This is a genomic window from Reichenbachiella agariperforans (assembly GCF_900142205.1).
In the GTDB taxonomy this organism is placed as follows: Bacteria; Bacteroidota; Bacteroidia; order Cytophagales; family Cyclobacteriaceae; genus Reichenbachiella; species Reichenbachiella agariperforans.
Genome location: NZ_FRAA01000005.1, coordinates 208,010 through 234,997, shown reverse-complemented (window position 1 = coordinate 234,997; position 26,988 = coordinate 208,010). Strand labels below are relative to the sequence as shown.

The 26,988-nt window shown below is 43.4% G+C and carries 26 protein-coding genes; 12 read left to right on the top strand and 14 right to left on the bottom strand.

Annotated features, from left to right (window positions below; all coding sequences use genetic code 11):
- Positions 1-20: 20 nt before the first annotated feature.
- Entirely contained in the window at positions 21-2,564 is a 2,544-nt protein-coding gene (locus tag BUB99_RS14205; RefSeq protein WP_170863811.1) for a DUF5686 and carboxypeptidase regulatory-like domain-containing protein, read from the bottom strand.
- A 253-nt stretch (positions 2,565-2,817) separates the two neighbouring features.
- On the opposite strand from BUB99_RS14205, the gene BUB99_RS14200 reads away from it, so the two are divergent.
- Together BUB99_RS14200 and BUB99_RS14195 are read left to right on the top strand one after the other, a co-directional pair.
- Positions 2,818-4,299, top strand: a complete 1,482-nt coding sequence (locus BUB99_RS14200; RefSeq protein WP_073123387.1) for an acetyl-CoA carboxylase biotin carboxylase subunit — start codon at positions 2,818-2,820, stop codon at positions 4,297-4,299.
- A gap of 13 nt (positions 4,300-4,312) precedes the next feature.
- On the top strand, positions 4,313-4,891 hold the full coding sequence (locus BUB99_RS14195) for a Maf family nucleotide pyrophosphatase (protein WP_073123384.1): 579 nt from the start codon (positions 4,313-4,315) through the stop codon (positions 4,889-4,891).
- Here BUB99_RS14195 and BUB99_RS14190 read toward each other — a convergent pair.
- The 6 genes from BUB99_RS14190 to BUB99_RS14165 form a co-directional block, all read right to left on the bottom strand.
- Positions 4,875-5,534 carry a DUF3575 domain-containing protein gene (locus BUB99_RS14190; protein ID WP_073123381.1) on the bottom strand — a complete coding sequence of 220 codons (660 nt, stop codon included), beginning with the start codon at positions 5,532-5,534 and terminating at the stop codon, positions 4,875-4,877. The two genes, BUB99_RS14195 and BUB99_RS14190, sit on opposite strands and share 17 nt — an antisense overlap.
- A 3-nt stretch (positions 5,535-5,537) precedes the next feature.
- Entirely contained in the window at positions 5,538-6,125 is a 588-nt protein-coding gene (locus tag BUB99_RS14185; RefSeq protein WP_073123378.1) for a hypothetical protein, read from the bottom strand.
- A gap of 17 nt (positions 6,126-6,142) precedes the next feature.
- Positions 6,143-6,592, bottom strand: a complete 450-nt coding sequence (locus tag BUB99_RS14180) for a hypothetical protein (RefSeq protein WP_073123374.1) — start codon at positions 6,590-6,592, stop codon at positions 6,143-6,145.
- Positions 6,593-6,707: 115 nt separating this feature from the next.
- On the bottom strand, positions 6,708-7,994 hold the full coding sequence (locus tag BUB99_RS14175; protein WP_073123371.1) for a citrate synthase: 1,287 nt from the start codon (positions 7,992-7,994) through the stop codon (positions 6,708-6,710).
- 67 nt (positions 7,995-8,061) lie between these two features.
- Positions 8,062-8,886 (bottom strand): prohibitin family protein, encoded by an 825-nt coding sequence (locus BUB99_RS14170; protein WP_073123368.1) that lies wholly within the window; start codon positions 8,884-8,886, stop codon positions 8,062-8,064.
- 78 nt (positions 8,887-8,964) lie between these two features.
- Complete coding sequence (locus BUB99_RS14165) at positions 8,965-10,221, bottom strand: asparagine synthetase B (protein WP_073123364.1); 1,257 nt, start codon at positions 10,219-10,221, stop codon at positions 8,965-8,967.
- A gap of 305 nt (positions 10,222-10,526) precedes the next feature.
- On the opposite strand from BUB99_RS14165, the gene BUB99_RS14160 reads away from it, so the two are divergent.
- Complete coding sequence (locus BUB99_RS14160; RefSeq protein ID WP_073123363.1) at positions 10,527-11,300, top strand: hypothetical protein; 774 nt, start codon at positions 10,527-10,529, stop codon at positions 11,298-11,300.
- Positions 11,301-11,326: 26 nt separating this feature from the next.
- Here the strand turns inward: BUB99_RS14160 and BUB99_RS14155 are convergent, their stop codons facing one another.
- The gene (locus BUB99_RS14155; protein WP_139281021.1) at positions 11,327-11,971 is read right to left on the bottom strand and encodes a hypothetical protein; all 645 of its coding nucleotides are present in this window, start codon (positions 11,969-11,971) and stop codon (positions 11,327-11,329) included.
- 196 nt (positions 11,972-12,167) lie between these two features.
- Between BUB99_RS14155 and BUB99_RS14150 the strand changes: the two genes are divergently transcribed.
- Entirely contained in the window at positions 12,168-12,602 is a 435-nt protein-coding gene (locus BUB99_RS14150) for a hypothetical protein (protein ID WP_073123360.1), read from the top strand.
- A 61-nt stretch (positions 12,603-12,663) separates the two neighbouring features.
- Here the strand turns inward: BUB99_RS14150 and BUB99_RS14145 are convergent, their stop codons facing one another.
- The gene (locus tag BUB99_RS14145; RefSeq protein ID WP_073123358.1) at positions 12,664-14,133 is read right to left on the bottom strand and encodes a Na+/H+ antiporter NhaC family protein; all 1,470 of its coding nucleotides are present in this window, start codon (positions 14,131-14,133) and stop codon (positions 12,664-12,666) included.
- Positions 14,134-14,240: 107 nt separating this feature from the next.
- On the opposite strand from BUB99_RS14145, the gene BUB99_RS14140 reads away from it, so the two are divergent.
- From BUB99_RS14140 to BUB99_RS14130, 4 genes are all read left to right on the top strand, one after another.
- Positions 14,241-14,834, top strand: coding sequence for a YceI family protein (locus BUB99_RS14140; RefSeq protein ID WP_084190567.1), 594 nt, complete (start codon positions 14,241-14,243; stop codon positions 14,832-14,834).
- A gap of 97 nt (positions 14,835-14,931) precedes the next feature.
- Positions 14,932-16,425, top strand: coding sequence for a sodium-dependent transporter (locus tag BUB99_RS14135; RefSeq protein ID WP_073123354.1), 1,494 nt, complete (start codon positions 14,932-14,934; stop codon positions 16,423-16,425).
- Positions 16,422-16,529 (top strand): MetS family NSS transporter small subunit, encoded by a 108-nt coding sequence (locus BUB99_RS20255; RefSeq protein WP_119844136.1) that lies wholly within the window; start codon positions 16,422-16,424, stop codon positions 16,527-16,529. Before BUB99_RS14135 ends, BUB99_RS20255 begins: the two co-directional genes overlap by 4 nt.
- 74 nt (positions 16,530-16,603) lie before the next feature.
- Complete coding sequence (locus tag BUB99_RS14130) at positions 16,604-17,074, top strand: pyrophosphohydrolase domain-containing protein (RefSeq protein WP_073123353.1); 471 nt, start codon at positions 16,604-16,606, stop codon at positions 17,072-17,074.
- A gap of 945 nt (positions 17,075-18,019) precedes the next feature.
- Here BUB99_RS14130 and BUB99_RS14120 read toward each other — a convergent pair.
- Entirely contained in the window at positions 18,020-18,361 is a 342-nt protein-coding gene (locus BUB99_RS14120; RefSeq protein ID WP_139281020.1) for a T9SS type A sorting domain-containing protein, read from the bottom strand.
- A gap of 290 nt (positions 18,362-18,651) precedes the next feature.
- Here BUB99_RS14120 and BUB99_RS14115 point away from each other — a divergent pair, with 290 nt between their 5' ends.
- The gene (locus tag BUB99_RS14115; protein WP_073123347.1) at positions 18,652-19,755 is read left to right on the top strand and encodes a family 20 glycosylhydrolase; all 1,104 of its coding nucleotides are present in this window, start codon (positions 18,652-18,654) and stop codon (positions 19,753-19,755) included.
- On the top strand, positions 19,745-20,908 hold the full coding sequence (locus tag BUB99_RS14110; RefSeq protein ID WP_073123345.1) for a DUF5009 domain-containing protein: 1,164 nt from the start codon (positions 19,745-19,747) through the stop codon (positions 20,906-20,908). The genes BUB99_RS14115 and BUB99_RS14110 overlap by 11 nt, the downstream gene beginning before the upstream one ends.
- 1 nt (position 20,909) lies before the next feature.
- Here the strand turns inward: BUB99_RS14110 and BUB99_RS14105 are convergent, their stop codons facing one another.
- The 3 genes from BUB99_RS14105 to BUB99_RS14095 all read right to left on the bottom strand — a co-directional run bounded on the left by BUB99_RS14105 (position 20,910) and on the right by BUB99_RS14095 (position 23,055).
- Complete coding sequence (locus tag BUB99_RS14105) at positions 20,910-21,728, bottom strand: alpha/beta hydrolase (protein WP_073123343.1); 819 nt, start codon at positions 21,726-21,728, stop codon at positions 20,910-20,912.
- 84 nt (positions 21,729-21,812) lie between these two features.
- Positions 21,813-22,382: a peroxiredoxin-like family protein gene (locus tag BUB99_RS14100; protein ID WP_084190566.1), complete on the bottom strand. Its 570-nt coding sequence runs from the start codon at positions 22,380-22,382 to the stop codon at positions 21,813-21,815.
- Between the two features lie 67 nt (positions 22,383-22,449).
- On the bottom strand, positions 22,450-23,055 hold the full coding sequence (locus BUB99_RS14095) for a thioredoxin family protein (protein WP_073123341.1): 606 nt from the start codon (positions 23,053-23,055) through the stop codon (positions 22,450-22,452).
- 452 nt (positions 23,056-23,507) lie between these two features.
- Here BUB99_RS14095 and BUB99_RS20430 point away from each other — a divergent pair, with 452 nt between their 5' ends.
- A complete protein-coding gene (locus BUB99_RS20430) occupies positions 23,508-23,678 on the top strand; it encodes a hypothetical protein (protein WP_158584116.1) in 171 nt (56 codons plus the stop codon).
- Between the two features lie 163 nt (positions 23,679-23,841).
- Positions 23,842-25,980 (top strand): tetratricopeptide repeat-containing sensor histidine kinase, encoded by a 2,139-nt coding sequence (locus tag BUB99_RS14090; RefSeq protein ID WP_073123339.1) that lies wholly within the window; start codon positions 23,842-23,844, stop codon positions 25,978-25,980.
- A 135-nt stretch (positions 25,981-26,115) separates the two neighbouring features.
- Here the strand turns inward: BUB99_RS14090 and BUB99_RS14085 are convergent, their stop codons facing one another.
- Positions 26,116-26,946, bottom strand: coding sequence for a mechanosensitive ion channel family protein (locus BUB99_RS14085; protein ID WP_073123337.1), 831 nt, complete (start codon positions 26,944-26,946; stop codon positions 26,116-26,118).
- Positions 26,947-26,988: the final 42 nt, after the last annotated feature.

Here is a 26,988-nt window from a genome sequence, read left to right as displayed (position 1 = left end):
CTAATCATTGACCTAGGGAATCAGAACCCAAAGCCTAGACGAATGCCATGCGCTTCGTGATGGCCGTCGATGAAGGAGCTAAAGTAGTCTATGCGCATGAGTTTGAAGATATGTTCTACGCCAAAGCCCATTTCGAGATAGTTGTCGATAGCATCTGTGTATAGATAGTGCAGTGAGGCTACGGCCTGCACTTTCGTTTTCCTGATGAGGGGTAGTTTGTTAAACATGAATCCGTTGAAATGGTGCACCAGATGTCCTTCTGCCCAGTGCTGATCTGTACTGTAGTAGTAGTAGTCTAGCAACTGGAAATACCCCTCGTCATACCGTGCCAGTACCGAGGCATTGGTGTTGAAGTGTTGATAATCCATGAATTCCATGTTTTTACGATTCAGGAATGCTCCCGCTCCCAGTCGAAAGGTACTGGTCCCGAACAGTCCCATGGATATGTCATCTTCCACTTCTAGTTCTAGTTTGTCATAGTCTATGTCTGCACCTAGTGTCGCTATGCCTTTGGTGTAGGTGATGTTGAGTTTGGGATACTTGTTCTCTACGATGATCTTTTTGTCTGGCAGAGAGATATATTTCTGTCCAAAACGTATGGCTGCCCCTAGTTGAACCTGCAATGCACTGTGGTCTTCGAAACTCGTATCTACCACTTTGATATGGTCGGGTGTGTTCGAGGTGAAATCTCTGCTGTCTCTGTAAAAGAAAGAATAATCTGTCTCATTGTGGAGCTGGTGACGATGACTGTAACTGATGGCGGGTTTGAGCATGATGCCATTGGTGATTTCCCGTTGGTAGCCTAGGGCGAGGTAGGTTCTTTCATACAGCTTCATGTAGTTACGTCTGTCCAGTAGGGTCTCTAGTGTATTGATGAAAGGACTGATCGGGTCGTCAGGGTTGAACTGCTTGACGAACTGTCCGCCGCTGATAGTCACTGTTTCGAAATTGCGGTGGTTCAGATAGTGCCTGTATTCCATCTGTCCATAAAACCGATGGCTGGCTATGCCATAGCGTAGGTGTGTCGTGACCCGGTTGACCTTGTTGTCATCGCGTGACTGAGTGTATTGTATGCCGAGGTTAAAGAGTAAGCCTTCTACGGTGTTGTACTGCAAGGTCTGGATGATAGACGGGATGGAGAGCGTATATTCTTGATAGCTATTTTGATACTGATAGCCAGAGTAGAGGATGTTGCCGATACTTATTTTGTTTTGGATTTGGTCTGTGGAGTCTTTGTAGGCTTTGGCGTTTTTGATGACAGCTATGCTGTCTTTGATATAGTAGTCCTTTTTCTCGATAGTAGTCAGTGGGATAGGGCGCATTTTGTCCCAGTATGCATCGCTGCGTTCGTTAGAGCCTTCTTCTATTTTGAGTATTTCGTTTTTGATGTCTTTTTTGTCAATGGACGTGTAGGAGAGCTGTGGATTGGGTGCTGTGACGCCAGAGGTATCGATAGTCTCTGTGTTAGATGAGGTGAGGTCGTAGTACTCGGGATTGAGTTCGATCAGGTAATCAGAATAGGTCGCGGAGAAGTAACCCGATCCTTTGAATCCAAATGTGTTGAGATAGAACTCAAAATTCTGAGACAGCATCACCCATGTACTGTCTGCGACGGGCGCATGAACCTGCGTCACGGTGAGTTCGTCTAGAAATTCGAGCTGGTGATCCTTGGTCAGGGTCAGATCAAAACTGGTGACTCTCCATAGGTCTTCGAGGATGTATAGATGCCCCTCAAAGGTTGGGTCAGTTTTTCGCTTGGGATAGACACGGATTTTATTGATGAGGTAGTTGCCTTCTGTGATGACACCTTCCAGTTTATAATCATAGAAAAACAGTGCGTTCTTGGCCAGTGGCGATACATAGCCCCGCTCGGTGATGCCTTCGACCTTCAAGAGGTCATCATAGATAGAATACAATGTCTGAGAGGCTTGATTAAAGCTAAAGCTTGACTGGTTGCCACTGACTTTGGAGGAGATCATTCGTTCTTTGACTTTGTCGGGACGATGAAAAGTCAGTTCGGATACAGATTCGGATAAGTAAACGATCCCCGTGTCGATGGGGACTTCCACGCCCAGTATGCGGTCAGGGCGTTCGTCGAGTCTTTGCAGTCCTTTCATATAGACTTGACACTGGTAGGCGTTGATCTCTTCTCTAAATTGCTTTTTGTGATCGATCGTTTGTTGGACGATGGCATAGGCCGGGTCTTTGGACTGGGCATTGACGATGACTTCTCTGAGTTGTAGGGTCTCAGGTTGGAGTTGGATATTGAGTTGGACGTTGGCTTGCCCCACGGTGATCGACCGTTTTTGTTTGAGGTAACCGACATACTGAAATACCAAGTTGTAGTTGCCAGGGTTTAGGTTCAGGGCGTAATCCCCTTCGATATTGGTCGTGGTGCCGAGGGTAGTGCCTTCCACATAGAGCGTGGCATAGGAGAGTGGGTTGTCGTTTTCATCTGTGACCTTTCCTTTGACTTGAGCCGCATGAGCGAGCTGAGCCCCTAGCAGGAAGCTGACCCAGCAGCCAATTGAGAGGATGAAATGTAAGCGGTGTTTTCTGAACAAGGATGAAGCAGTTAGGCTGATGGTGTAATTAATTGAAGGCTAAAGATAATGGATCAATTTGGAATTGAAATGGACTGAAAAACATTCATTATACTAAGTAGCATGAATAATATAAACCCGTATGAACAGATTATGGATTGTGTGAAAAAATGGAGATATTGAAAAAGGAGACGCTAATGGTTTGTTTCTATGCTCTCAACAGGGGATGGAATGAATGAAATTTGATGATCTTAATTCACTAATAGCCCATAACATGATGAAATTCAAGAAGATATTAGTTGCTAACCGCGGTGAAATAGCCCTTCGGATTATGCGTACAGTACGTGAAATGAACATCGCTACTGTCGCAGTGTATAGCAAAGTAGACCGTGGCTCGCCTCATGTGAGTTTTGCGGACGAGGCGGTGTGTATTGGGGATGCAGTGGCGAGTGATTCGTATCTCAATATCGATAAAGTGATTCAGGTTTGTAAGGATTTGCATGTTGATGCCGTACATCCAGGTTATGGTTTTCTGTCCGAGAACCCTTTGTTTGCACGAGCACTTTCAGATCATGGCATTGTATTGATAGGGCCGAGTGCCAAATCCATGGAGTTGATGGGGGATAAATTAACTTCTAAAAACCTCATGGCAGAGCATCAAGTGCCTATGGTACCTGGCGTCAATAAGGCTGTTCGTGACGTAGAAGAAGCCAAACGCATAGCAAGCGAGGTGTCTTATCCTGTGATGATCAAGGCTTCAGCGGGTGGCGGAGGCAAGGGAATGCGGATCATTGAGAATGAAGCGGAACTAGAGTCGATGATGGCACGTGCAGTTAGCGAGGCTGCTTCTGCTTTTGGCAATGATGCCGTTTTCATTGAAAAGTATGTCACGAACCCACGGCACATCGAGATACAGGTTTTGGCAGACCAGCATGGACATACCGTGCATCTGTTCGAGCGAGAGTGCAGTGTACAGCGCCGACACCAGAAGGTGATCGAAGAGGCTCCTTCGTCGGTTCTCACGGAGGCCAAACGACAGGAGATGGGGGCAGCAGCAGTACGTGCAGCAGAGGCATGTGACTATGTAGGGGCTGGTACGGTAGAGTTCATGGTCGATGGTGACCTTAATTTTTTCTTCCTAGAGATGAACACCCGTCTGCAAGTAGAGCACTGTGTAACGGAGGAGATCACAGGGTTAGATTTGGTCAAAGAGCAAATCAAAATAGCGCAGGGTGAATCGCTGTCTTTTGGGCAGGATGATCTACACATCAATGGGCATGCCTTAGAGATTCGGGTGTATGCTGAAGACCCTACGAATGGATTTCTCCCCTCGACGGGGACGCTAAGCTTATACCAGCGACCACAAGGAGTAGGCGTGAGAGTGGATGATGGGTTTGAGCAGGGGATGAAAATAGACACACACTATGATCCCATGATAGGGAAGCTGATTTGCAAGGGAAAAGATAGAGCAGAAGCGATCGAGCGAATGAGCCGTGCCATCGATGAATTTCGAATCGGTGGGGTAGAAACCACACTACAGTTTTGTAAGTTTGCGATCAATCATGAGGCATTCAAGTCAGGGAATTTTGATACTGGGTTTGTAAGCAAATATTTCGATCCTGCGCTTTTGAATCCCATAGATGAAAATACACAAGAAGTCGCGGCGATCATGGCGGTGCATGTTTTGGATCAAGCTAAATCTACCCAGCTCCCCATCAATCAAAAGTCATCGGCATGGCAGTCTCGGAGATCATAAATCATAAAGTACAATGCGTAATAAATTGATATTGGCGTCTAATTCGCCACGAAGACAGCAGTTGATGCAGGAGGTAGGTTTTGATTTTGAAGTGAAAACGATGGAGGTCGCGGAGGATTATGGTGAGATGCCTGCGGAGGAAGTTGCCGAGTACCTCGCCATCAAAAAGAATGATGCGTACCGTAAAGTGCTCAAGGATGAAATCGTGGTGACTGCTGATACAATAGTCGTCAATGCTGGCATAGTGTTGGGTAAACCAGCCTCTGAACAGGAGGCTGTAGAGATGATACGTGCGATGTCTGGTGGTAGTCATGCGGTGATCTCAGCCGTTTGCATCTCTGATGACCAGCGAAAAGTTAGCTTTAGCGACCATGTAGCGGTCAAGATGGTCGCACTATCAGATGAGGAAATTCAATTCTATGTAAAGAAGTACCAACCGATGGACAAGGCGGGAGCCTACGGTATCCAAGAGTGGATAGGTATGGTAGGTATTGAGCAGATTTCAGGCTCTTTTTACTCGGTCATGGGATTGCCGATTCACAAGGTGTACCAGAGCCTGAAATCTGATTTTGGGATTACTCCGATGCTTTAGCAGTGCGCCCGAAACGGTAGCCTACGTGTACGCCAATACGAAAATCCCAATATTTACTGTCATTGCTATCGATGTACTCGTCCTTATTATAGGAGTCTGAGTCTGACTGGTTTTTGATAGAACTCTGGTATTGCGGTGTCTCGTAGTGGAAGTAGGCATTTCTCCCTAAAGCAGTATTGAATCCAAAAATGATGTTAGAATCCGTGACCCATTTCATGCCGAGGTTGAAACCTACGGCAACCTTTTGGTAGTCAGATTGTACAATTTCAGAGTTGTAAAAGGATTCGTTATTTGCTGAGTTATAGCCGTTTTCCGTGATTTCCATATCGGTATAGCCATTTTTATATCTACTATATATCCCGATAAAGAACAAATCCGCTCCTTTGATGGGGAAGGGATAGAATCTTAGTTCTGGTCCGAAATAATAGTAGCGATGATCGTCCTGATCAGGAAAACCATAGACATAGCCCCCGAATGCTCCTAGTGTCGTGTTTTCATTAAGTTCTAAGAATTCGTAATTGACATTGATTTCATACAAAATCAGATTACTCAGGTTGATTTGGAAATCATGCTGGGCAGATGCCCAGTGACTGATAGTGGTCATCGTGAGCACTAAGAGTAATGTGTACAGGTGTTTTTTCATCGTTTAGTCGTTTTTGTTCGTGCCAAATCTATAGCCTACGTGTGCGCCAATCTTAAATCCAAAGTACTCATCGTCAGTGTCTCCTGGTTCTTGGTCTAAATAGGCTTGGTTGTCATAGTTAGAGACAAGATTTCTGTCTACACCACCAAAGAATCCGAAAATAATGTTATTCTTTGTCACCCATTTGGACCCCAAGCCTATACCAAAGGCAAATTTGTTGTATTTCGACACGGGTTGGTTTAGAGCGCCATTTCCATAATAATCCCAGTCGGCGGCTTTTGCCTCACCATTGCTGTACTTGGCATAGACACTGACAAAGAAACGATCCAAACCATTTTGTGGGAGTACATAGTACTTCAATTCTGGGCCGATGTAGAAAAAATTGTTGTATCCATCCTCTGTTGAGAGATCCGGTAGACCATAGTAATAGCCCATAAAGCCACCAAAACTCAGGTTTTCATTGATGCCTTTATCTATGGATCCAGATGCTTCGAATAGTAGTAGGTTGACGATGTTGAGATTTACATCTGTCTGCGCACGTGATACGAATCCCCATAGCATGAAGACGAGTAGCAAAAGATTGGTTTTCATTGGTATATGTTAATGGTTTAGAATCTAAAAAGTCTGGCAGTCTCCCCCCATGGGATTCTAGAGAGTATCAGTGCAAGACCGATTGCAAAAAAGATCAGTTGCTTCTTGAATTTTTCCTGATCTGTAGCAGCTCTTTTGGCTTTGGCTTTTCCGATGGTGATCACAGCGACCGCAGCGATCATGACGAAGATGTGTTCTACTGCCCAAAATCTCAGCGTAGCATTTTTCATCACAGATACGTCACCACCAAAGGCATTGAAAGCATAAGGGCTAGTGAAATATAGTCCGAGTCCTAGCAAGAACATCAAATGAATACAGCCTACGAATGCAGATGCAATAGCATTGTCTCCCTTTGAGTAGGGGATGTTGCCTTTGCTGCCCACGAAGGATTTGTATATCGTGATGACGGCTAGGATCAAGATGACCCATCTGAGCCAGGAGTGTGTGTAGAGTAGTATTTCGTACATAATCGTATCTTATTTTGTCGTTGAATTTGAAAGCTAAATTAGTTTGAAATTGGCTATAAAAAAACCCTGACCTTTCAAAGAAAGACAGGGTTTTGTATAGTATCTGAGACGAGGATTATCTCTTGTTGATATCCACGTAGGTTCTATCCGTTTCGCCGACGTATACTTGTCTTGGTCTACCGATAGGCTCGTTGTTTTCTCTCATTTCTTTCCACTGAGCGATCCAGCCTGGTAGTCTACCTAGAGCGAACATCACGGTGAACATCTCTGTAGGGATGCCGAGAGCTCTGTAGATGATACCGCTGTAGAAGTCTACGTTTGGATACAAAGAACGCTGTACGAAATATTCGTCTTTCAATGCTTTCTCTTCTAGTTTTCTAGCGATATCCAATACAGGATCATTGACTCCTAGTTTGTCTAGGACATCGTCCGCAGCTTTTTTGATGATTCTAGCACGAGGATCAAAACTCTTGTACACTCTGTGTCCAAAGCCCATCAATCTAAATGGATCGTTTTTGTCCTTAGCCTTCTCGAGGTACTTGTCAGCATCTCCACCATCTGCTTTGATTGCTTCTAGCATTTCGATCACTGCTTGGTTAGCTCCACCATGTAGAGGTCCCCATAGTGCATTGATACCTGCAGAAAGCGAAGCGTACAAGCTAGCCTGAGACGAACCTACGATTCTTACTGTAGAGGTAGAGCAGTTTTGCTCATGGTCTGCATGCAAGATCAATAGCGTATCGAGTGCTTTCGCGACTACTGGATCGATTTTGTAATCCTCTGTAGGTAGTGCAAACATCATCTTGAGGAAGTTGCTACAGTAATCAAGACTATTGTCTGGATATATTACAGGGTGTCCCATCTGATTTTTGTAAGCCCAAGCTGCAAATGTTGGCATTTTCGCAATGATACGAATGATGCTCAGATTCACCTCTTCTACAGATCTGTTAGGATCCAAAGACTCTGGGTAGAATGCGGTTTGTGAAGTAACCAAAGAAGATAGTACGCCCATCGGGTGTGCTGTAGAAGGAAAACCTTCTAGGATCTTTTTGATGTCCTCATGTACCAACGTGTGTTTAGTGATTTCACCTCTGAACTTGTCCAACTCAGCCTGAGTCGGTAGGTCTCCGTAGATCAAGAGATAAGCCACTTCGATGAAGGTAGATTTCTCTGCCAACTCTTCGATGGTGTAGCCTCTATGTTTTAGGATTCCTTTTTCACCGTTCAAGAAGGTGATAGCACTTTTGGTTGCTCCGGTGTTTTTGTATCCCGGATCTAATGTTGTCAGTCCAGATTGCGCTCGCAGAGCACCTATGTTGATTGCTTTTTCATTTTCGGTACCTACTTCGACTGGCAGTTCTATTACTTTATCTCCTACCTTTATTTCTGCTATTTCTGACATTATTTACTGAATATGTTTACGACATTTAATTATTGCGAATTTAAAATAATTTGTTTCAAAAAGAAGTCTAATTATTACCTAATATGAGAGGTAGACCATCTTTTGCATTGCCAATCACGACCACTTTTGCGTTCGGTGAGTTGGCGAGCATTTGCGTAGCTTCAATACCGCGCATTTTGAGTAGTTCTGGGGTCAAACTGGAGTTGACAATTTTGTTGGCCTGCGCTTCGCCTTCTGCGGCAATTCGCTTTCTCTCAGCTTCACTTTTCTCTTTGTCTAATCTAAACTGGTAGGCGAGGGCTTCTTGCTCTTGCTGGAGTTTGTTTTCGATAGCTTGTTTGATCTGAGCCGGTAGGTTGATTGACCTGATCAGGAGCGCCTTCATGATCACATTGTTTTGTGGTGCAGCGAGCGTTTTTTCGGTTTCTGTTTTGATGGAGGTTTCCACTTCCGCTCTCTTGGTAGAGTAGATTTCTTCTGCAGTATAGCGACCCATCACTTGTCTTACTGATGATCTCACTTCGGGGATCACCAAAACGTTGATGTAGTTACTTTTGAAGTTTTCTTGTATCTCACCGATTTTGTCCTTCATTGGCGTGAATCGTACCGATACGTCTACATTGATGGATAGACCATTTTTGTCCAAAACATCCATACTCTCTTCGACTTTGCTCTCTGAGACATCAAAGGTGTAGATGCTGGTCCAGGGTGCTTTGAAGTGCCATCCTGGCCTGATAATGTTGTCTTTGTCTAGTTTACCGGTCAGGGTATAGAATGCCACGGCGCGCTCAGCAGGTTCTACTTTGAAAAACAGGCTTGACGAAAGGCTGACTACTACGATGAGTGCGATCGCACCGATGAATACAAAAGGTAAGAGTTTTCTATTGTCCATAATGATATGCTTATTGGTGGATTGTTTGAGGTGTCGAAGTTAGGGCAAAACCAGTAGAGATACGGGTATATATGGGGATCATGTTTTTTGCTTCTTCTTTTTTGCTGCGGGGAAGAGAATGTTGTTCAAGATCAACCGATAGCCTGGCGAATTGGGGTGTAGGTTCAGGTCGGTCGGTTCTTCGCTGACCATGTGCTGGTAGTCTTCGGGATCATGTCCTCCATAGAAGGTCCAAAATCCCTTGCCAAAGATACCGTGAATGTACTTGGTTTCTTTGATAGAGGGGGTTTCTCCCAGTACTACGACATCTGATTTGACGAGCTTCTTTTTGAATGAAGTCGTTTGTCCCATGAAGCCTTTGATGGTGTGCTCATGGTTTTGGGTGAGCATGGTGGGTACTGGATCCCATTTGGCAGAGAACTCAAAAAGCGAAAAGTAGTCCTGTTCCTCACGCAATCCACGCTGTGCAGGCGAGGTGTCTATACTGGAGAACTCATATTGATAGGGATTTCTTTCCAAAATGAAATTCTCAAAAGCGAAGGTTTTGTTGTAATCGAGCTTCGACTGGGCATTGGGATCCATGGGGTCTCCGTCAAACATCGATTCGCAGATGTCTACGCCCTCAGCGGATAGTGCAATATCATAGGTGTCAGTGGCAGAGCACATCGCAAAGAGGAATCCTCCACTGGCGACATAAGATTGAATCTTTTTTACTACGGCGAGTTTGAGGTGGGAGACTTTGTTGAAGCCATGTTTTCGTGCCGATGCTTCATACTCTCGCTGCTGTTCTTGATACCACGGATAGTGCTGGTAGACTCGGTAAAACTTGCCATACTGTCCCGTGAAGTCTTCATGATGGAGGTGCAGCCAATCGTACTTGGGTAGTTCGTCGTACATCAGTTCGTCATCGAACACTACATCATAGGGTATCTCGGCATAGGTCAGAACGAGGGTGACCGCATCGTCCCAAGGCTGTTTACTCTTTGGAGAATAAACTGCTATTTTGGGTACTTTATCTAAGGTCATGGCATCCATATTAGAGGAAGGGCTGGCGATTTCGGATAAGATGCTGTTAGCTTGTGCGTCAGAAATGACCTGATAGCTCACGCCTCTGATGATCAGTTCGTTTTCGAAGGTCTGGTAGTATTTGAATAGGAATGAACCGCCTTTGTAGTTGAGTAGCCAGTCTACCGTAATATCATTTTGTAGTACCCAAAAAGAAATGCCATAGGCTTTGAGGTGATTGGACTGGGTATTGTCCATCGGTAGGAATAGATAGGAAGCTTTGGCTTGTACTGAGATGAGAATCAATAGTAGGAGTACGATGCGCTTCATGCAGATTATCTTTGTTTGGGATCAAATTTATGAACTCCCGTCAAAGTTCTATCGAATATTGACGATTAATGTTGCGGTCTGGTTAGATCATGACCAGAGGTGATGAGGATTCGGTCAATGTAATAGAGTCATGTTTAGGTCGTTTGCTGTCAGATTTCTTTTATATACTAGGTCGGCGTTGTATTCTATGTATATGTGTATAATTTTAAGGTCAGATCAACCTTGATCGATACAGTCGGTCATGGAGTTGCAGACCAGTTGTGATAGCATATTAGTAATTAGGATTAAAATCTTGTGGAGAGTTGATGAAGTACCTTAGCATCATTTGGTTTGTTTTGATAGCGCAGTTGAGTTGGGCTCAGCAGTTGCACATGACGGGAGTCTACAAGGGGGAGAGTCTCTACATCAAAAACCCTTATGTGGTCGCTACCAACTCTTTTTGTATCCAATCCATCCATGTGAATGGACAAGAGTCTAAGGCCAACCTAAAATTGACAGCAATAAGCCTACATTTTGATGGAGTCAAAGAATATGCTCCCGTCAACATAAAGATCAATCATGCCGATAGCTGTCAACCAAAGATCGTGAACCCAGAAGCGATCCTTTACTACTCATCCTTTAAGTTCGACAGTCTGGTGATGAATGATTCGATACTGCACTGGTACACCAAGGGGGATAGACGAGAAGGACAGTTCATCATCGAACAACTCAAGACCGATCGATGGGATGAAGTGATGACGGTAAGAGCCAAGGGGAGGTTTGATGGGGCAGCGTATGTGTATTTTCCAGAACACAATGATGGAGGTAACAAATACCGTATTCGCTATGAACTTCCTAACGGTCGTTATCTATACTCTGAGGAACTAGAGTATTACCACTATCCAGATGGGGTGACTTTCTCTCCCAAAGTTGTCACGGACTATATGTATCTCTCTCGCGAGGCACGGTTCGAAATCATGAATGCCAATGGTGAAGTGATTTTGCAGGGGACGGCTAAGAAAATACCTCTTAAAAGACTGAACCCTGGAGACTACACTATATTACTCGAAGGAGATCTGGATACTTTCGTAAAGAAGTGAAAGCTATATATGTGAGGTGTTCGGGACTAGAGTTTAATCCATCCAGTGATTCTATCATTGATGATCGTGTGGCTGAGCTGTAGTCCATTGGGGGAATAGAGTAAATAACCTTCTAGCGCAAAGAAATCAGGAACACAGGATACGACGGTTTGATGATGGATGCTTTTACCTGCCATCAAAAAATGATCGAGTTGACCAATTTCATCACCCACGAATACAACGTCTTTCAAAAATACTCGACAGCCTTTTTGGCGCATTACCGATCTGCCCGATGGGGTGAGGTGGATGGTGTCATTGCCATAAAAATAGAATAACTGAGACATCAAGCGGTCTCGAATCAATAGGTCGTTTTCGACTATTTCAAAGTGGTGCATTATAGTGTCTTGTATTTTATCCTCTGTATAGGCTGTGGACAGCTGGGTGTAGTATTCTTGAAAGAATAGACTGTCATTCCTTTCTGATATGGCTAATGTCAGCGTGTCTCCTCTGTATTCTAGTTCTCCTGTTAGGTCTTCGCAGGTCGTGGTATAGCGTATATAATGAGAGGCTTGCCCATCGGCTGGGAGAGATAGGTCGACAGGGTTGGGCGTGTAATAGAGTTCTGGACTGTCATGTTCGCAGGCTACCATTAGAATAGTGGTAATGACCCATAGATAAGAAAAGCTTTTCATGGTGTAGGTTTTGATGCTTGACTAGTAAGGCCCCAGAGAATACATTTTGGTTGGAAACGGGTATGGTGTTTTGGGATCAAGCTTGTGAGTGCCTAGGTGGGCTTTTGGCTTTTGGTGCGAAAATCAATTATTTTGGGAATCACAAATGTCTAATAATGAGGAGAAAGGTATTTGGTAAAACCTAAACGAACGAAAAATGGAGACTTCTGAAAATGTGAAAATCCCGATTTGGTTTTGGGTCGTGATGATTCTGATGCTACTATGGAATTTGATGGGTGTAGGCTCATTTTTGTATCATGCATTGATATCAGATGAAGCACTACAGGCTATGCCAGAGGCTGAACGAGATTTGTATGCCAAATACCCCGCATGGACTTATGTGGCGTTTGCACTGGCAGTACTCGGAGGTACCTTAGGGAGTATTGGTTTGCTGCTGCGTGCAAGTTGGTCTCGGATGGTTTTGTTAGTTTCCTTGGTGGCGATTGTTGTTCAGATGTACCACAGTTTGTTTATCGCCAAGTCCACGGAGGTGTATGGGCCAGGAGCTGTGGTGATGCCAATTATGGTGGTGTTGGTTGCGGTGTTTTTAGTCTGGTTGGCAGGGTATGCCCAGAAGAGAGGTTGGGTATGATGCATTTACTTATAACATCTCTAAAGATAGCTTGTGTTTTTATCTCTTATTATAAACATCACTATATAATCCAAGCCATGGCCAAGTATAACGCAAAAGTAGCTATGCCCGCTATCGCGGCATAGGGAAGCTGCGTATTGACATGATCGATGTGGTCACTGGCAGAGGCCATTGATGAGATGATGGTTGTGTCTGAGATGGGTGAGCAGTGATCTCCAAATACACCACCGCCTATGGCAGCTGCGATCGCCATGCTGACATTGCTGTCCATGTTTTGTGCCATGGGGACCGCTATAGAGATCATGATGGCAAAAGTACCCCATGAGGTTCCTGTACTAAATGCGATAAAGCAACTCGTCGCAAATACGATGGCTGGGACTAGTTTGGGAGATAACCATGCCTCGGTGATGTGGGCGACGTATAGCCCTGTACCGAGTTCCTTGCATAGCGCACCGATCGTGAAGGCGAATACCATCAATAGTGCCAGTGATACCATGCCAGACATACCTTTGATGGCTAGGTCTATCATTTCTTTGAGTCCCATGATCTTTTGTGATTTGTATAGGAGCATGGCACTGACGATGGAGGCGGTGATGGAGTACATCACGGCTGTAGAGCCCGATCCATTGCCGATAGCTGTAAAAACCTGTTCGATCCAAGATCCTGTCATACCATCTTGCCATCCTGTATAGACGAGCATAGTAGGCATGAATAGGATCATGACGAGGATGGGAATCGTCATATTGTACGCCCGAAGTTTGTTCTCGTGCTTCGCTTCGATCAGAGCAATTTCGTCAGAGATCATGGGAGTAGAGCCTTCGGCAATTACTCGTCCTGTCGTACGTGTGCGCTCTTCGGCTTTTTTCATAGGCCCAAAATCTTTGCCGCTCAGAATGACATAGAGTACTATGGCGATAGCCAAAAATGGATAGAAATTGTATGCCAGAGAACTGAATAGTAACTTGAAAGGAGAGTCAAATCCCTGAGCCAGCAATAGGCTCATGATGAAAGCCCCCCAGGCATTGAAAGGGAAAATGATGCATGAGGGAGCTGAGCTGGAGTCTGCTAAGTATGCTAGTTTTTCCCTCGGGATTTTCATCTTGTCAAAGATAGGACGGTACAAAGTGCCTACGGTTAGGATGGAGATGTTAGATTCAACGAAGATGATCATGCCAGTTAGTGCTGCATAAAGTTGAATCATTTTTCTACTCTTGGTATCATTGGCTTTTTTCTCTAGGCGGATGGATACCCACTGTATAAAGCCTGCTACACCTCCTGAGCGCTGAATCAATGCGATCAACGATCCAACAAGTAGCGTAAAAATAACTGTACGTGTATTACCACTGTCTTTGAACACCTCCACGAAAGCTGCTAGAGTGTCCATTGTGCCAGTGAGTGGGTTGCCGCCATTCAGGATGACCCAGCCGACCCATATACCGAGAGTCAGAGATAGAAAAACTTGTTTTGTTCGCAGGGCTAAAAAGATAGCCAGTATAGATGGTACCAATGACCAAAAACCGTACTCACTCATAGAATCTAAAATTGAATCTCGAATCTAGTTCAATATCAATCTAGGTCAAAGAGCTATGGGAATTGTCTGCAAAATTGATTATATTAAATCAAGCAAAACCTAAGATTATGAGAAAGACAAATTACCTATTTGCCGCCATGTTGTGCGCGCTGTTTTTGGTGTCACCGATGAGCCACGCACAGACCAAGTGGAAGAGTGATCCTGTTCATTCCAACATTCAGTTCGAAGTAGACCATCTGGCCATATCGACCGTGATAGGTAACTTCTCTGAGTTTGTGTGTGATGTGGAATCCAAACGAAATAGCTTTGAAGGAGCTAAAATAGAGGCTGTCGTCCAAGTCAGTAGCTTGTCGACAAAGAACCTAACGAGAGATAAACATCTCAAGGAAGACGATTTCTTCAATGCGGAAAAGTATCCTGTGATGACTTTTAGAAGTGAATCATTCGTCAAAAAAAGTGACAAAGAGTATGTGATCACGGGTTGGTTGACGATTAGGGATGTGACCAAAAAGGTTTCGTTCCCAGCAGAATATAGTGGAATGGCGAAATTGGGTGATAAAACGATTAGTGCTTTTAAAGCCAACTTTGTCATCAATCGGTTCGATTACAACCTTACATGGAACGATACGCTGGATACAGGGAGTCTTGTGGTAGGGGAAGATGTCAATGTTAAGATGAATCTGGAGCTGATCAAGATTTAAGAATTACAATTAAGGTAGGTTGAATACTAGGGGCGGTCTCAGGCAATGTCCATATATGCTTTTGAGACCGCCTCTTTTTGTGTAGTTTCGGCATTACATGAGCAATACCGAAAATTTTAGTAACCGTTGGGGAATTATACTCGCTTCTTTAGGGATGGCGATAGGGGCAGGGAATCTCTGGCGTTTTCCTCGACTGGCAGGACAGTATGGTGGGGCATTCATTATCCTATGGATCGTATTTTTGTTTATATGGTCGATTCCATTACTACTGGCGGAGTTCTCTATGGGTAAAAATTTTAGAAAAGGAGTCATTGGCTCTTTTGCACACCTGGCAGGCAAACGCTACACTTGGATGGGGTTTTTTATCACACTCTGTACTTTAGGGATTGCATTCTATTACTCAGTAGTGACAGCATGGTCACTTAGGTATTTGACTTTTTCTGTGGATCAGTTATTTCGTGACACATCTCTTTTGGGGCAACTGGCAGTTCAGCCTAATTATATGCAGGACTACTGGGCCGAGGTGTCTCATGGTAGTATTGTGACACTAGTCCTTTATATTGGATGCGTGATGGCAGGCGTATGGGTGCTGTCCAAAGGAGTACAAAAGGGACTTGAACGAACCAACAAAGTGCTGATTCCGAGCTTGTTTGTTTTGCTGTTGGTTATTGTGTTCGTGTCTCTTAGTATGGATGGAGGAGTAAGAGGCTTGGAATACATGTTTGCAATCGATGTAAATCACTTTTCTAACGGTAAGGTCTGGATAGAAGCCCTGTCACAGTCGGCTTGGTCGACAGGTGCAGGGTGGGGACTGATGATTACTATATCTTCTTATTCTCGTCAGAAAGAAGACGTAGCACTCAATACATTTATAGGGGCTCTGGGTAATAATACGGCTTCTTTGGTGGCTGGTATGGCGATTTTGCCAGCGGTGTTTGCATTGGCAAGCTCAGAAGCAGATGCAATTACATATCTGCAGCAAGGTAACCAAGCACTGACTTTTACGGTCATACCAGAACTATTTGCGCATGTGCCAGGGGGCGGGATTTTATCTGTATTGTTCTTTGCTGCGCTATCTATGGCGGCTTTTAGTTCGCTGCTACCTATGCTAGAGTTGATGGGGCGAAACCTTCAAGACCTTGGACTACAGCGCAAGCAGGTGATGCTATGGGTGGCAGGGTTCTTTATCTTTTTTGGATTTCCTTCTGCATATTCACTGGATTTTTTCAATAATCAGGACTGGGTTTGGGGGCTTGGATTAATTCTATCTGGGATGTTTATATTATTCGGTTTGGCTGTTTTTGGATTGAAACGGTTCAAGGAGACTTATATCGATGAGCATTCAGATCTTCAGATTTCGACACGGTATTTTCAGGGAGCAGTCGTTTGTAACCTGGTGCTGGGGTGCGTACTGATCTACTGGTGGATGTCACAGGGTTTTAGCAGTCATCCATGGTGGGACGACTCAGGACAGTGGAATATGTTCGATACCTATAGCAATGCATCTATTATCACCCAGTGGGGGATTGTGATCCTCGTGGGTGTTGTTCTCAATAGTTTTTTATACAGGAAATTTGCAATCAAACAATGAGCGTACAAGCAATCATCAGTATGGTGACTATCCTAGGGGTAGTGATAGGTGGTTTTATCTACTGTCTGACAATAGCTATGCGCAAAGAAGACAAGCATAGATAGAGTTGCTCAGTTTGTTGATGATAGGCTGTGCCATCTCAGGATGAATCCCTAATTTCGAATCTTAATATATACCCATGGAAAAAATAGACGCGCTCAATCAAGTAGCAGAATTTCATAAGACATTTAAACACCCTATCGTTACCACTCCTGCGATCCCAGATGCAAAGCGATGTGCACTGCGTGTGGAACTGATATCAGAGGAGCTTAAAGAACTCGATCAAGCGATCAAGGACAAAGACCTAGTAGAGATCGCTGACGCGCTCTGTGATATACAGTATGTGTTATCTGGTGCGGTGTTAGAATTTGGTTTGGGGGACAAGTTCGTAGAACTGTTCGATGAAGTGCAACGCTCTAACATGAGCAAAGCATGCAAGTCTCTCGAAGAAGCGGAAGCAACGGTGAAACACTATCGAGAAAATAAAAATACTGAGAGCTATATCAAAGAAGAGGATGGCCTATTTCTGGTCTATAGAAAGGAAGATGACAAAACACTGAAGTCTATCGATTACTCACCAGCGGACCTTAAATCTATATTGAATAAATAGTAGGTTGATTTGATTTTAGGTTGGATGAAAATATAAAAGGGTAGCCATTTGGCTACCCTTTTTTGGTTAGGTTAAGTTCTATGCTGGTTGATTCAGGGGTATCGACTTATTACAGTTGTAAAAGTCAACTAATGTGAGTTTCTATTCCTGCCAAACCAGTTCAAAATCCTGTCATTATTAGTGATAATTGCTTGAAAATGGGCTTTAGGTCTATTTTTTTAGGATAGGACTGTGTTTTATAGGATGCTTTCACGGGGAGTTTCTAATACATAATCCCAGTTTAATATGGGGGTATATGGTGAATTGAAATGCGCCATTCGATAGAGATACTACTGTGGTAAAGTGAGAGTGTAACTCAAGGTGTGGTTGAATATTATAAGAAAGGCAGTATGATAAAAGGGTAGCCATTCAGCTACCCTTTTCGGTTAGGTTAAATTTGTATGGGTTGATTCAGGGGGACACAACTTATTACCATTGTAAAAGTCTCTAGGGTTGAATTTTTAATACTGCCAGATCTGTTCATTATTCTGCCAATGTGATTAATTGTGGGGGGTGTTTTTAATCTAACTATATAGGTGGTTAGCATGTCTCTGATGAGTGCTTCGGGTGAGGTGAAGCTCTGTTTTGGCAAGCACATAGGTTGGGATCACTCCGTATTTCTGGGGGTAGAGGTAGTAGATCACTTCGTTATTCAAGATTCATTGTTCGAAATTCATTATTGTTTTTTTTATTATAAAATAATCACCTATTATGAGTCTTTGAGCTAATATTTAAATGATTGAAATAATGAATCTCGAATGCTCAATGTCGAATATTGATTTTTATCCCCAGACATACCGACTGATCCATAGGTTGTGCGAAAATGCCTGTGTATAAACAAAAAAATCCCAGACGTGTCACGTCTGGGATTCCAAAAAGTTATAAACTTATTCTTATTCAGTTTCTTTATTTTAACTCCACAGTTTTGGAGACACTGTATACATCGTTAGATACTGCATATACATACTCACCAGCAGGATAAGCAGATAGGTCAAATCTTTTGGCATACTTTGCGTTGTTGACATCTTTATCTTGGTAGATCAATGATCCAGCAGCGTCATATATTTTTACTTTAACTACTTCTCCTTCTAGCTTGTTGAAGGCTACCAATACTTTCGACTGAGACATAGCCGTGATCTGAACATTTAGTTCTGGACTAACCATTTTTTCAGACTTTTCTCCAGCGTATGCTAGTGAAGTCATAGTTACCAATAGAGTCAGGGCGATTGTTTTTAGTGTCGTTTTCATGTTCGTAATTTTATCGTTTTTTGAAATTGATTACGATGCAAGGATAGGGCAAGCTCTGATACTACTAAAGTGGAAATCGGTGAGCTGTATATTTTTTCAGGTGAAATGAAGAATAAAATATTTGAGCCTTTTTCTGAGAAAAGTAACATGAAGTGATTTCATAGTTAGATTTTTGAAATGAAAGAGGAGTTTGAATAAACCAATCGAAAGGCAAGTGCTGTTAGGCTATGATGTGAATCGGTTTAGCGATTATATGTGACTAGGTAGCATGAGAAGTGTATATTAGACTCATGAGAAAAATGATATTGATTTTGTGGATGTCTGTCTTGTACACTGGGGTATGGGGACAGTCTGTGACCAATGATACATTGGCTATGCCTACGTTATATGGTTTTGCGATAGCTGCACCTACTCCGGATCGTCTAGATGAATTCATCTCTTTTATGGAAGAAGAACTCGGCCCCAATGGGATCAATACTTTAGTGCTACGTGTGGATTATAATTATTCTTATGAGTCTTATCCAAAATTAAGAAATGAAGATCCACTCACGAAAGCACAAATCAAGAAGCTAGTCAAGTCAGCGCAATCTCAAAATATAGCATTGATCCCACAGATCAATTTGCTAGGACACCAGTCTTGGGCTTCAGGATTGGAGAAACTGCTACAAGAATATCCCGAATTTGACGAAACACCACATGTGAAGATGCCCAAGAAGTACGAGTGGCCGAACAAGGACAGTCTCTACTGCAAGAGCTATTGCACGCTTCATCCTCAGGTGCACGAAGTAGTATTTGCTTTGGTGGATGAGATCATGGAAGTTTTCGAAGCATCGGCATTTCATGCAGGAATGGACGAGGTGTTTTACATAGGTGATGATCAATGCCCCAGATGTGGTGGGCAAGACAAAGCTGAACTATATGCAGCAGAGGTCGGACGCATTAGAGATCATCTAGCAACTTCAGATCGTAAGCTTTGGATCTGGGGAGATCGATTACTCGAAGGAAAAACGAGTGGTTTAGGTATGTGGGAGGGTAGCTACCATAGTACAGAAGCAGCTATTGACCTCATCCCTAAAGATGTGGTGATATGTGACTGGCACTATGATGTAGCAGAGCCTACTCCTGCACTCTTTGCAACGAAGGGACTGTCAGTGATTTCTTGTTTTTGGAACAAAGCAATGGTTACGACTGCACACATGGAGATGATGGGGTTCTTTCAAGAAAATAGCAATCCACGTATGCGTCCGAGATATCTAGGGACAATGCAGACGGTATGGAGTCCCGCTGGTTCGTTCTTGGATGCCTACTATGGCAAGAGTACCAACCAATCTGCTATGGATCAAGTTGCTAGTTTTAAAGCCATGATTAATTATCTTGATCAGAATGAAAAGTAATAGACTTGCCTCGATAGATATAATTAGAGCACTGACGATGTTGCTTATGATTTTCGTCAATGACCTATGGTCTCTGACCGAGATACCTGAGTGGCTCGAACATAAGGCAGCAGATGTGGATGGTATGGGACTAGCTGATGTCGTCTTTCCAGCATTTTTGTTCATCGTAGGACTATCTATTCCTCATGCTCTCAAGGCCCGCATAAAGAAAGGAGAATCCAAACCTAAAGTACTGTTGCATATCCTGAGTCGAACGGTTGCCTTGGTAGTCATGGGACTGTTCATGGTCAACATGGAAAGTATCGATGATGGTCAGATGATAGTGAGTAAGCCTTTCTGGCAGATTTTGATGGCACTGGCCTTTGTACTGATTTGGAATAACTACCGAAACCCTAAGGTGTGGAATACCATACCGACCGTGGTGATGAAACTAGCCGGATGGAGCATTTTACTCCTTTTGGCAGTGATCTATCAGAGTGCGAGTGGAGACTGGATGTTGATTCACTGGTGGGGAATACTGGGGCTGATTGGTTGGGCTTACCTTCTATGTGCAGTGCTCTATCTATGGATAGGAGATAGTATACTAGCGATATCTTCGGCCTGTATTGTATTGGTATTCATGAATGTAAATGAGTTTTTGCACCTCGGTGGAGTAGACTTCACTCTGGTTGTGAGTGCTTCTAATCACGCCAGTGTCATGCTGGGTGTCTGGGTGACGGTGATGTACTCCTATATGATCAAGAAGGGTAAGTCCACATACCTCGTGCCGGTCTTGTTAGGTTTGTCTGGTGTCTTGTTGGCCTTTGGTTTTTTGACACGACCAGAGTGGGGGATTTCCAAAATTCTTGCAACCCCTTCCTGGACGACTATCTGTGCTGGGATCACGACCCTTGTTTTTGTCATCCTATATGTGCTGACGGACCAAAAGGGAATGACGGCTTGGTCAAAACCGATCGCAGCGGCAGGCTATAGTACGCTCACGTGTTATTTGATTCCGTATTTTGTCTATCCCATATTGACTCTGGTGGGTTGGGACTTGCCAGATATGTTTACAACAGGAACGTTGGGGTTAGTCAAATCCATACTGTTTGCTGTATTGGTGATACAGATCACAGCATGGATTGATCGTTTTCAGATTAGATTAAAAATCTAATTCACTGTGAAACAATGCGTTCGACTTCTTTGAGGAGTAGGGGGAATGCCGGCTCAGTCATGCCATGTCCATAGCCATCCATCTCATAGATGCGTGTGTCCTGATGTCCTGCGACCTTCATCATGCGCATCATAAAGGCATTTTCTTCATAGCGACCGAGTAGCTCCATCTCACGATCACCAGTGATGAGTAGGAGTGGTGGTGCATCTGCTCTCACGTGGTAGAGTGGTGCTAGATTATCGATCACTGGTTGTGTTCCTGCGATACCTCTTTCTTCTCGAACAGTGAAATGTGTAATTGTATGACCACTAAAAGGAATCAATCCTGCAATACGGTTGGCATCTATGTTATGAGTGGCTAGCCAGCGTTTGTCCATTCCGACCATACTTGCGAGATAGCCACCCGCAGAGTGCCCGGACAGAAATATCTTGTTAGGATCTCCACCGAACTCTTCGATGTGTTCAAATACCCATGCGATGGCAGCAGCGGCATCTTCGATGTAGACGGGTGCTTTTACGTTGGGGTAGAGGCGATAGTTTACACCTACGATGGCTACCCCTTGTTGTTTGAGACGTGCAGGGAGTTCTTTGTTGCCGCTAGTGAGTCCACCGCCATGAAACCATACGATGGTCGCAAAGTTAGCGGAGTCTGTAGGGTAGTAGAGGTCTAGTTTGCACCGCTCAGCTATATAGCTATCTGTTTTTTGGAGCTTTTTGCTGTAGTATGCTAGGTCACTTTTAGTTTGGTACTTGTCTGATTGTCCCACAAGTGGCAGTACTATCGTTAGGGTTAGTACTATGGACAGGAAGTAATTTTTCATCTTGTGTGCTTGTTTGATTCGGTTCGCTAATTAACCCATTTCACACCAGCTATCTCAAAAACAGAGATGATTTTTAGTCCTTATTTATACATTACCAGTTTCGGCAAACTTCGAAATAGTCTCTAATTTCATGCGGTCGGTCAGACTGCGGGCATAGTGTACCTTTCGTACCATGCCTTTGTCGTCGATGAGAAACTCGGCAGGGATTGTTTTGATAGACTCGTTGCCCTCCATCATGTGTACAGGCAGTCCTTTCATTTTGGCCTCTACGACGGTTTGAAAAAAACTAGTCACGTGACTTACTGCTGATTTGACACCAGAGGATTCTATGCCATACTTCTGATACCAGATTTTGTCTGGGTCTGATATTAAAGGAATAGGATTCACATCTACATGAAACTCGTGGCTCTTAAGTACTTTTTCTTCGGATTCAAAGAAGAAGATCATCTCTAAGCCTAACGCTTTGAACGCCGCATGTTTTTTTTGTAACCGATGGATACGTATGTTGCAAAACGGGCAACCTGCATGACGAAAGAAGCCGACTATGACACGCTTACCACGGTAGTCTTTGAGGTTGATCCGCCTGCCAAAGATATCAGTGAGATCGAATGTAGGAGCGAGAGTGTTGATTGCGAGGGTCAGGCTTTCGGACATTTGTTTGTTCTATTTATGGAGTCTGTATGTGATAGATACGAGACTCCATAAGTTATTGGATTTCTGTCTATTTAATGAGTTTTGCCAATTCATTTTGTGTACTGATGCCTTTATCTGCATTGTACCACTTCTGTATTTCTTTGGATAGCTCTTCGTAGGCAGGGCGTTCTGCTTCGGGGGTAGATTTGTAGTTCATGACTTTTTGTTGAGCGACAGCAGGTCTAGGTCCCCATACGGTGAGCTCTGACCAGTTCTCATCTAGAATCGCTAGGATCGGGATGGAGGTCGCACCGTTGGTCTTGTAGTACTCCATGAGATCGGGGTTGGAGTCTCTTAGGACGATGTGCAGTGTGATATTAGGGTTTTGCTCCGCGATTCGAGCTATGACGGGGACGGTCTGAGAAGCGTCTCCGCACCATGATTCGCTGATCAGTACCCAGTGCTGGGGGCTTTGGATCGTTGCGACAGCTTGGGTGATTTCGGGATTTAATTCTGCCTTTTTGTAGACACGCTGCATACGTGCCAGACCCAGTACGGAGTAGTCGTAGTACATCTTATTGTCAGGAGAACTGGTGGCTTTCTCTTCGGTGTGTAGTTGCTCGATGCGGGCGATGTACTGCTCGAAAGTATAGGCGTCTTTTACCGCCGATTGGATCGTTTCTTCTTTGGTCATGATATTCTTTTTGAACACTGTTTGATTTAGTGTGTACCCAACGCACCTTTCTAGGCTTTAGTTCCGTGGGGGATAGAGATTAATAGTATAAGTTTTAAAAAGGGAGACCTTGATCTATGTTTATAATGGAAGGAAACATTTAAAGTCAAATCGCTTCTCTACTTGATAATTGGTATATTTCGAGAATTAATTGACGAATCCTTGGATTCGTTTCTTTACTACCCGAACTTTAAGCTTAGAATGTGAGAGGTGTGTGGTTTATTCCTCTCGTCAGTAGCGTTGACATGTCATGGTTCATACCGTTGTTCAATATCTGCGCTAAAATAGTTTTCTATATTGTTGCGGTGTTTGTTTGAATATAACTCAGACAAGTAAATCATTCTCTACATGTATGTGGGAGTAGAAACTATAGTAAAACATGGCTAGTTGATAATTAAAAAAATCCGATCGAAATGAAAGATAGTACACGTCAGGATGATGATTTGGAGCAACAAAAAATTGATGAGGGCATGGAAAGTATTGACCCTACGGGAATAGGGGGACTAGATCATGCGGATCAAAAGATTGATCTGGATGATTTAGACATAGAAGGACTTGAAGAGTCTATGAGCTCTGAAGATTGATAACCAAGGACTAACTGAATAGCAGCAGTATCATTTTCGAGAAAAAATAAAATGATAAGTCATGATTGGTTCAACCAGTGAATGGAAATACATGTTTAAATTTTCCATTTTACTTATTTTTTGTTCTTTCTCCGCTTTATCCCAAAAGCTGGATCAGAAGAGTATGCTCGAAAAACTAGCCTTGATGCCTGCGGATACCCAAAAAGTCAATATGCTATTTGAAGTGCTTGGTGCGATTGACGACCGAGAGCACCGACTCGAACTTGCCGAGCAGGCTTATTATATTTCCGCTTCACTGAACTACCTATGGGGACAGGCGAAGAGCTCTTACCATATAGGAGAGTGCCTAAACAAAACCCGTAATTTTGCAAACAGTTTTAAGAATCTTGAGGTAGCCCAAACTTTGGCAGAGGAAATTGCAGATACTAAATTGATTTCAGATGTGCTCTTTGCCTATGGGGAGAATATGAACGATTTGGATAATTTGGATTCTGCGATGTATTATTATGTTCAGTCTTTGACATTAGCTGACTCGATGGAGTACTCTTATAGAGCTGCGGAGGCTCACTATGGGATTAGTAGTATTGCTAATTCTTTGGGAAATAATGTGTTAGCGATGCAGCATATCCTAAAGGCAAAAAAGTACTATGAGGAGCTAGGAACTAATCAGAATGCTTGGCACATATGGAACTTGCTGGGGATTATCTATGATGAACTATCGGATCAAAGCAAGGCTTTTGAGTATTACTATCGTGCACTGGAAGTTGCCAAACGAAGTACAGATACTAACGCTGAAATTATAGTATCGAATAATTTAGCCATTTTGTATGAGCTAATAGGAAAGAGTGCCGAGGCTAAAGAGCTGTACTGGTCAGCCATTGAAAAAGCACATGTTTTAGGATTGGATGAGGATGAAGCTTACTTGCTGGGGAACATTGGCTGTATTTTTCTAGAGGAAAAGGATACGATAAGAGCGCAAGCGGTTCTGATGCGTTCACTTACTTTGACCAAAAAAGCAGGAAGAGGTTGTGATTTGGCTTATCCCTATGAAGGGATGGCAGAGCTCTATGGAATTAAAAAGGAATATGACTCTGCAAGTTGGTATTATGATCAAGCTATTTTGTTAGCCAAGCGCTGCCAGAATCATATGCTTGTGGCAAGTGCGCTCAGGCATTTGGGTGAGATTCAAATTGAAACACACGCTGTGTCCAAAGGATTGAAGCATCTAAAAGAGAGCTTGGCACTTTGCGAACGTTTTCAACTTATTGAAGAACGTGTCAAGTCTAATTTCTCACTCTATAAAATATATAAGAAGGTTGGAGATTTAGGAACTGCTCTTCGCTATTTCGAGGCTTATCAGAGGTCGAGAGACCTACTACTGTCGGATCAAGAGAGGTCAGAGGTGTCTAAAGTAACTGCTAATTATGAATTTGAAAAGAAGCTACATCTATTAGCATTCAAAGAAAAAGCCGAAAACCTTGCGTTACGGGCTCGGTTGGACAAGCAAGTGTCTAACACCAACAATCTCTATCTTATTCTAGCACTGATCTTGATTCTTGGAATTAGCTTAGGGAGGTCTTATTACCTTATGCAGCGGCACAATCAGAAACTGGTACAAATCAATGAAGAGAAAAATACCCTCATGGGTATGGTTGCTCATGATCTGAGGAGTCCCCTGAACAATATCAAGGGAGTGATGTCACTAGTCAATTTAGATCATGTGAGCAGTCAGGAGCAGCGCAATTATACGCGTATGCTCAACGATAGCGTAGATAATATGCGTGATATGATTGATCGAGTGATGGATATGAGTGCTGTTGAGGATATGAAGATTAATTTGGATATGACACCATGTGATGTAGCCACTCTCGTGAACAAAGTAGCCGATAACTATGAATATGTAGCTTCCAAAAAGAATATCGTCATACATAAGAACTATGACGATCAAGTCTATCAGGCATTAATCGATTCCAAGTATACTATGCAGGTTTTTGACAACTTGATGTCCAATGCGATTAAATATAGCGATAGAGATACGAATATTTACCTCTCACTGGAGCGTACAGATAGGACTGTGATCGTTCGTCTGAGAGATGAAGGACAAGGGATAACAGAAGAGGATCAAGAACTACTCTTTACTAAATATCAGCAGCTGAGTGCACGGCCTACAGGCAATGAAGAGTCCATTGGTCTAGGGCTATCTATCGTTAAGAAGTTCGTAGATGCTATGGGAGCTACCATCCAATGTGAGAGTGTCATAGGAGAGGGAAGTACCTTCATCGTATCTTTCCGTACAGCATAGTGGAAGGGTCGTGTCACCGTGATACGAGTGTTATTTTTATCGATTTGTAGGAATGAGAGATTATAATAAATAGAAGTGCAGCTGATGAAATGGCCTCCTTGTTAATCCGATATCTATTGTAGTCATGTTGTGCGTTTAATTTTTTTGGTTCGAATGTACATGAATGTCTCGTTGCGGAAATGGTATCGTGATATTTTCACGGTTAAATGCAGCGTATATTTCTTTTCGAATCTCACTTTTGACGAATTCTATTTCCCACATGTTTCTCGTCCAGAAGTATACTTCAAGGTTCAAAGAGGAGTCTCCAAATTCTATAAACCGAGTAAAGGGTTCAGGTTTTTTTGCGACGTAGCTATTCTTCAAGGCTGACTGCAGGATGAGCCGTTCGGCATGATTGAGGTCTGTACCATACGCTACGCCGACTTCTACATGAAACCGGGTGGCTTCACGATTGTGTGACCAATTGATCACATTGTCTCCGACCAATTTGGAGTTTGGGACTATGATCATGATGTTGTCACGTGTAGCGACGCTGGATGTACGCATATTGATTTCGGTGATTTTGCCTACGAGCCCATCGAGCTCCACAATATCCCCAACAGTCACCGTACCCTCTATGAGTAGTACCAATCCTGAGACCAGATCATTGAAGAACTGCTGAATCCCCAAACCTAATCCCACCAGCAATGCGGCAGAGCCCGCCAAGAGGAGCGTCAATTTGATCCCCATGGTCTCTAGTCCTGCGGCTATCGCTGCTACGATCAGAACATACTTGATGATTTGATAAAAAGCCAAGCTACGTCCTTCGTCATAACTCTTTGTTTTGATCTGGCGAAGAAAGATCCTGTAAGTGATAAAGAGTATCAACTTGGTACCAATAAATATACCAGCCAGAGCCAATATATGATACACCATGATCTGATAGTCACCTATATGCAATAACTCGATGTGTAAGAATTCTTTCATAATACAGATGATCTTTGAAAAACTAAGATATATTCTTTTAGA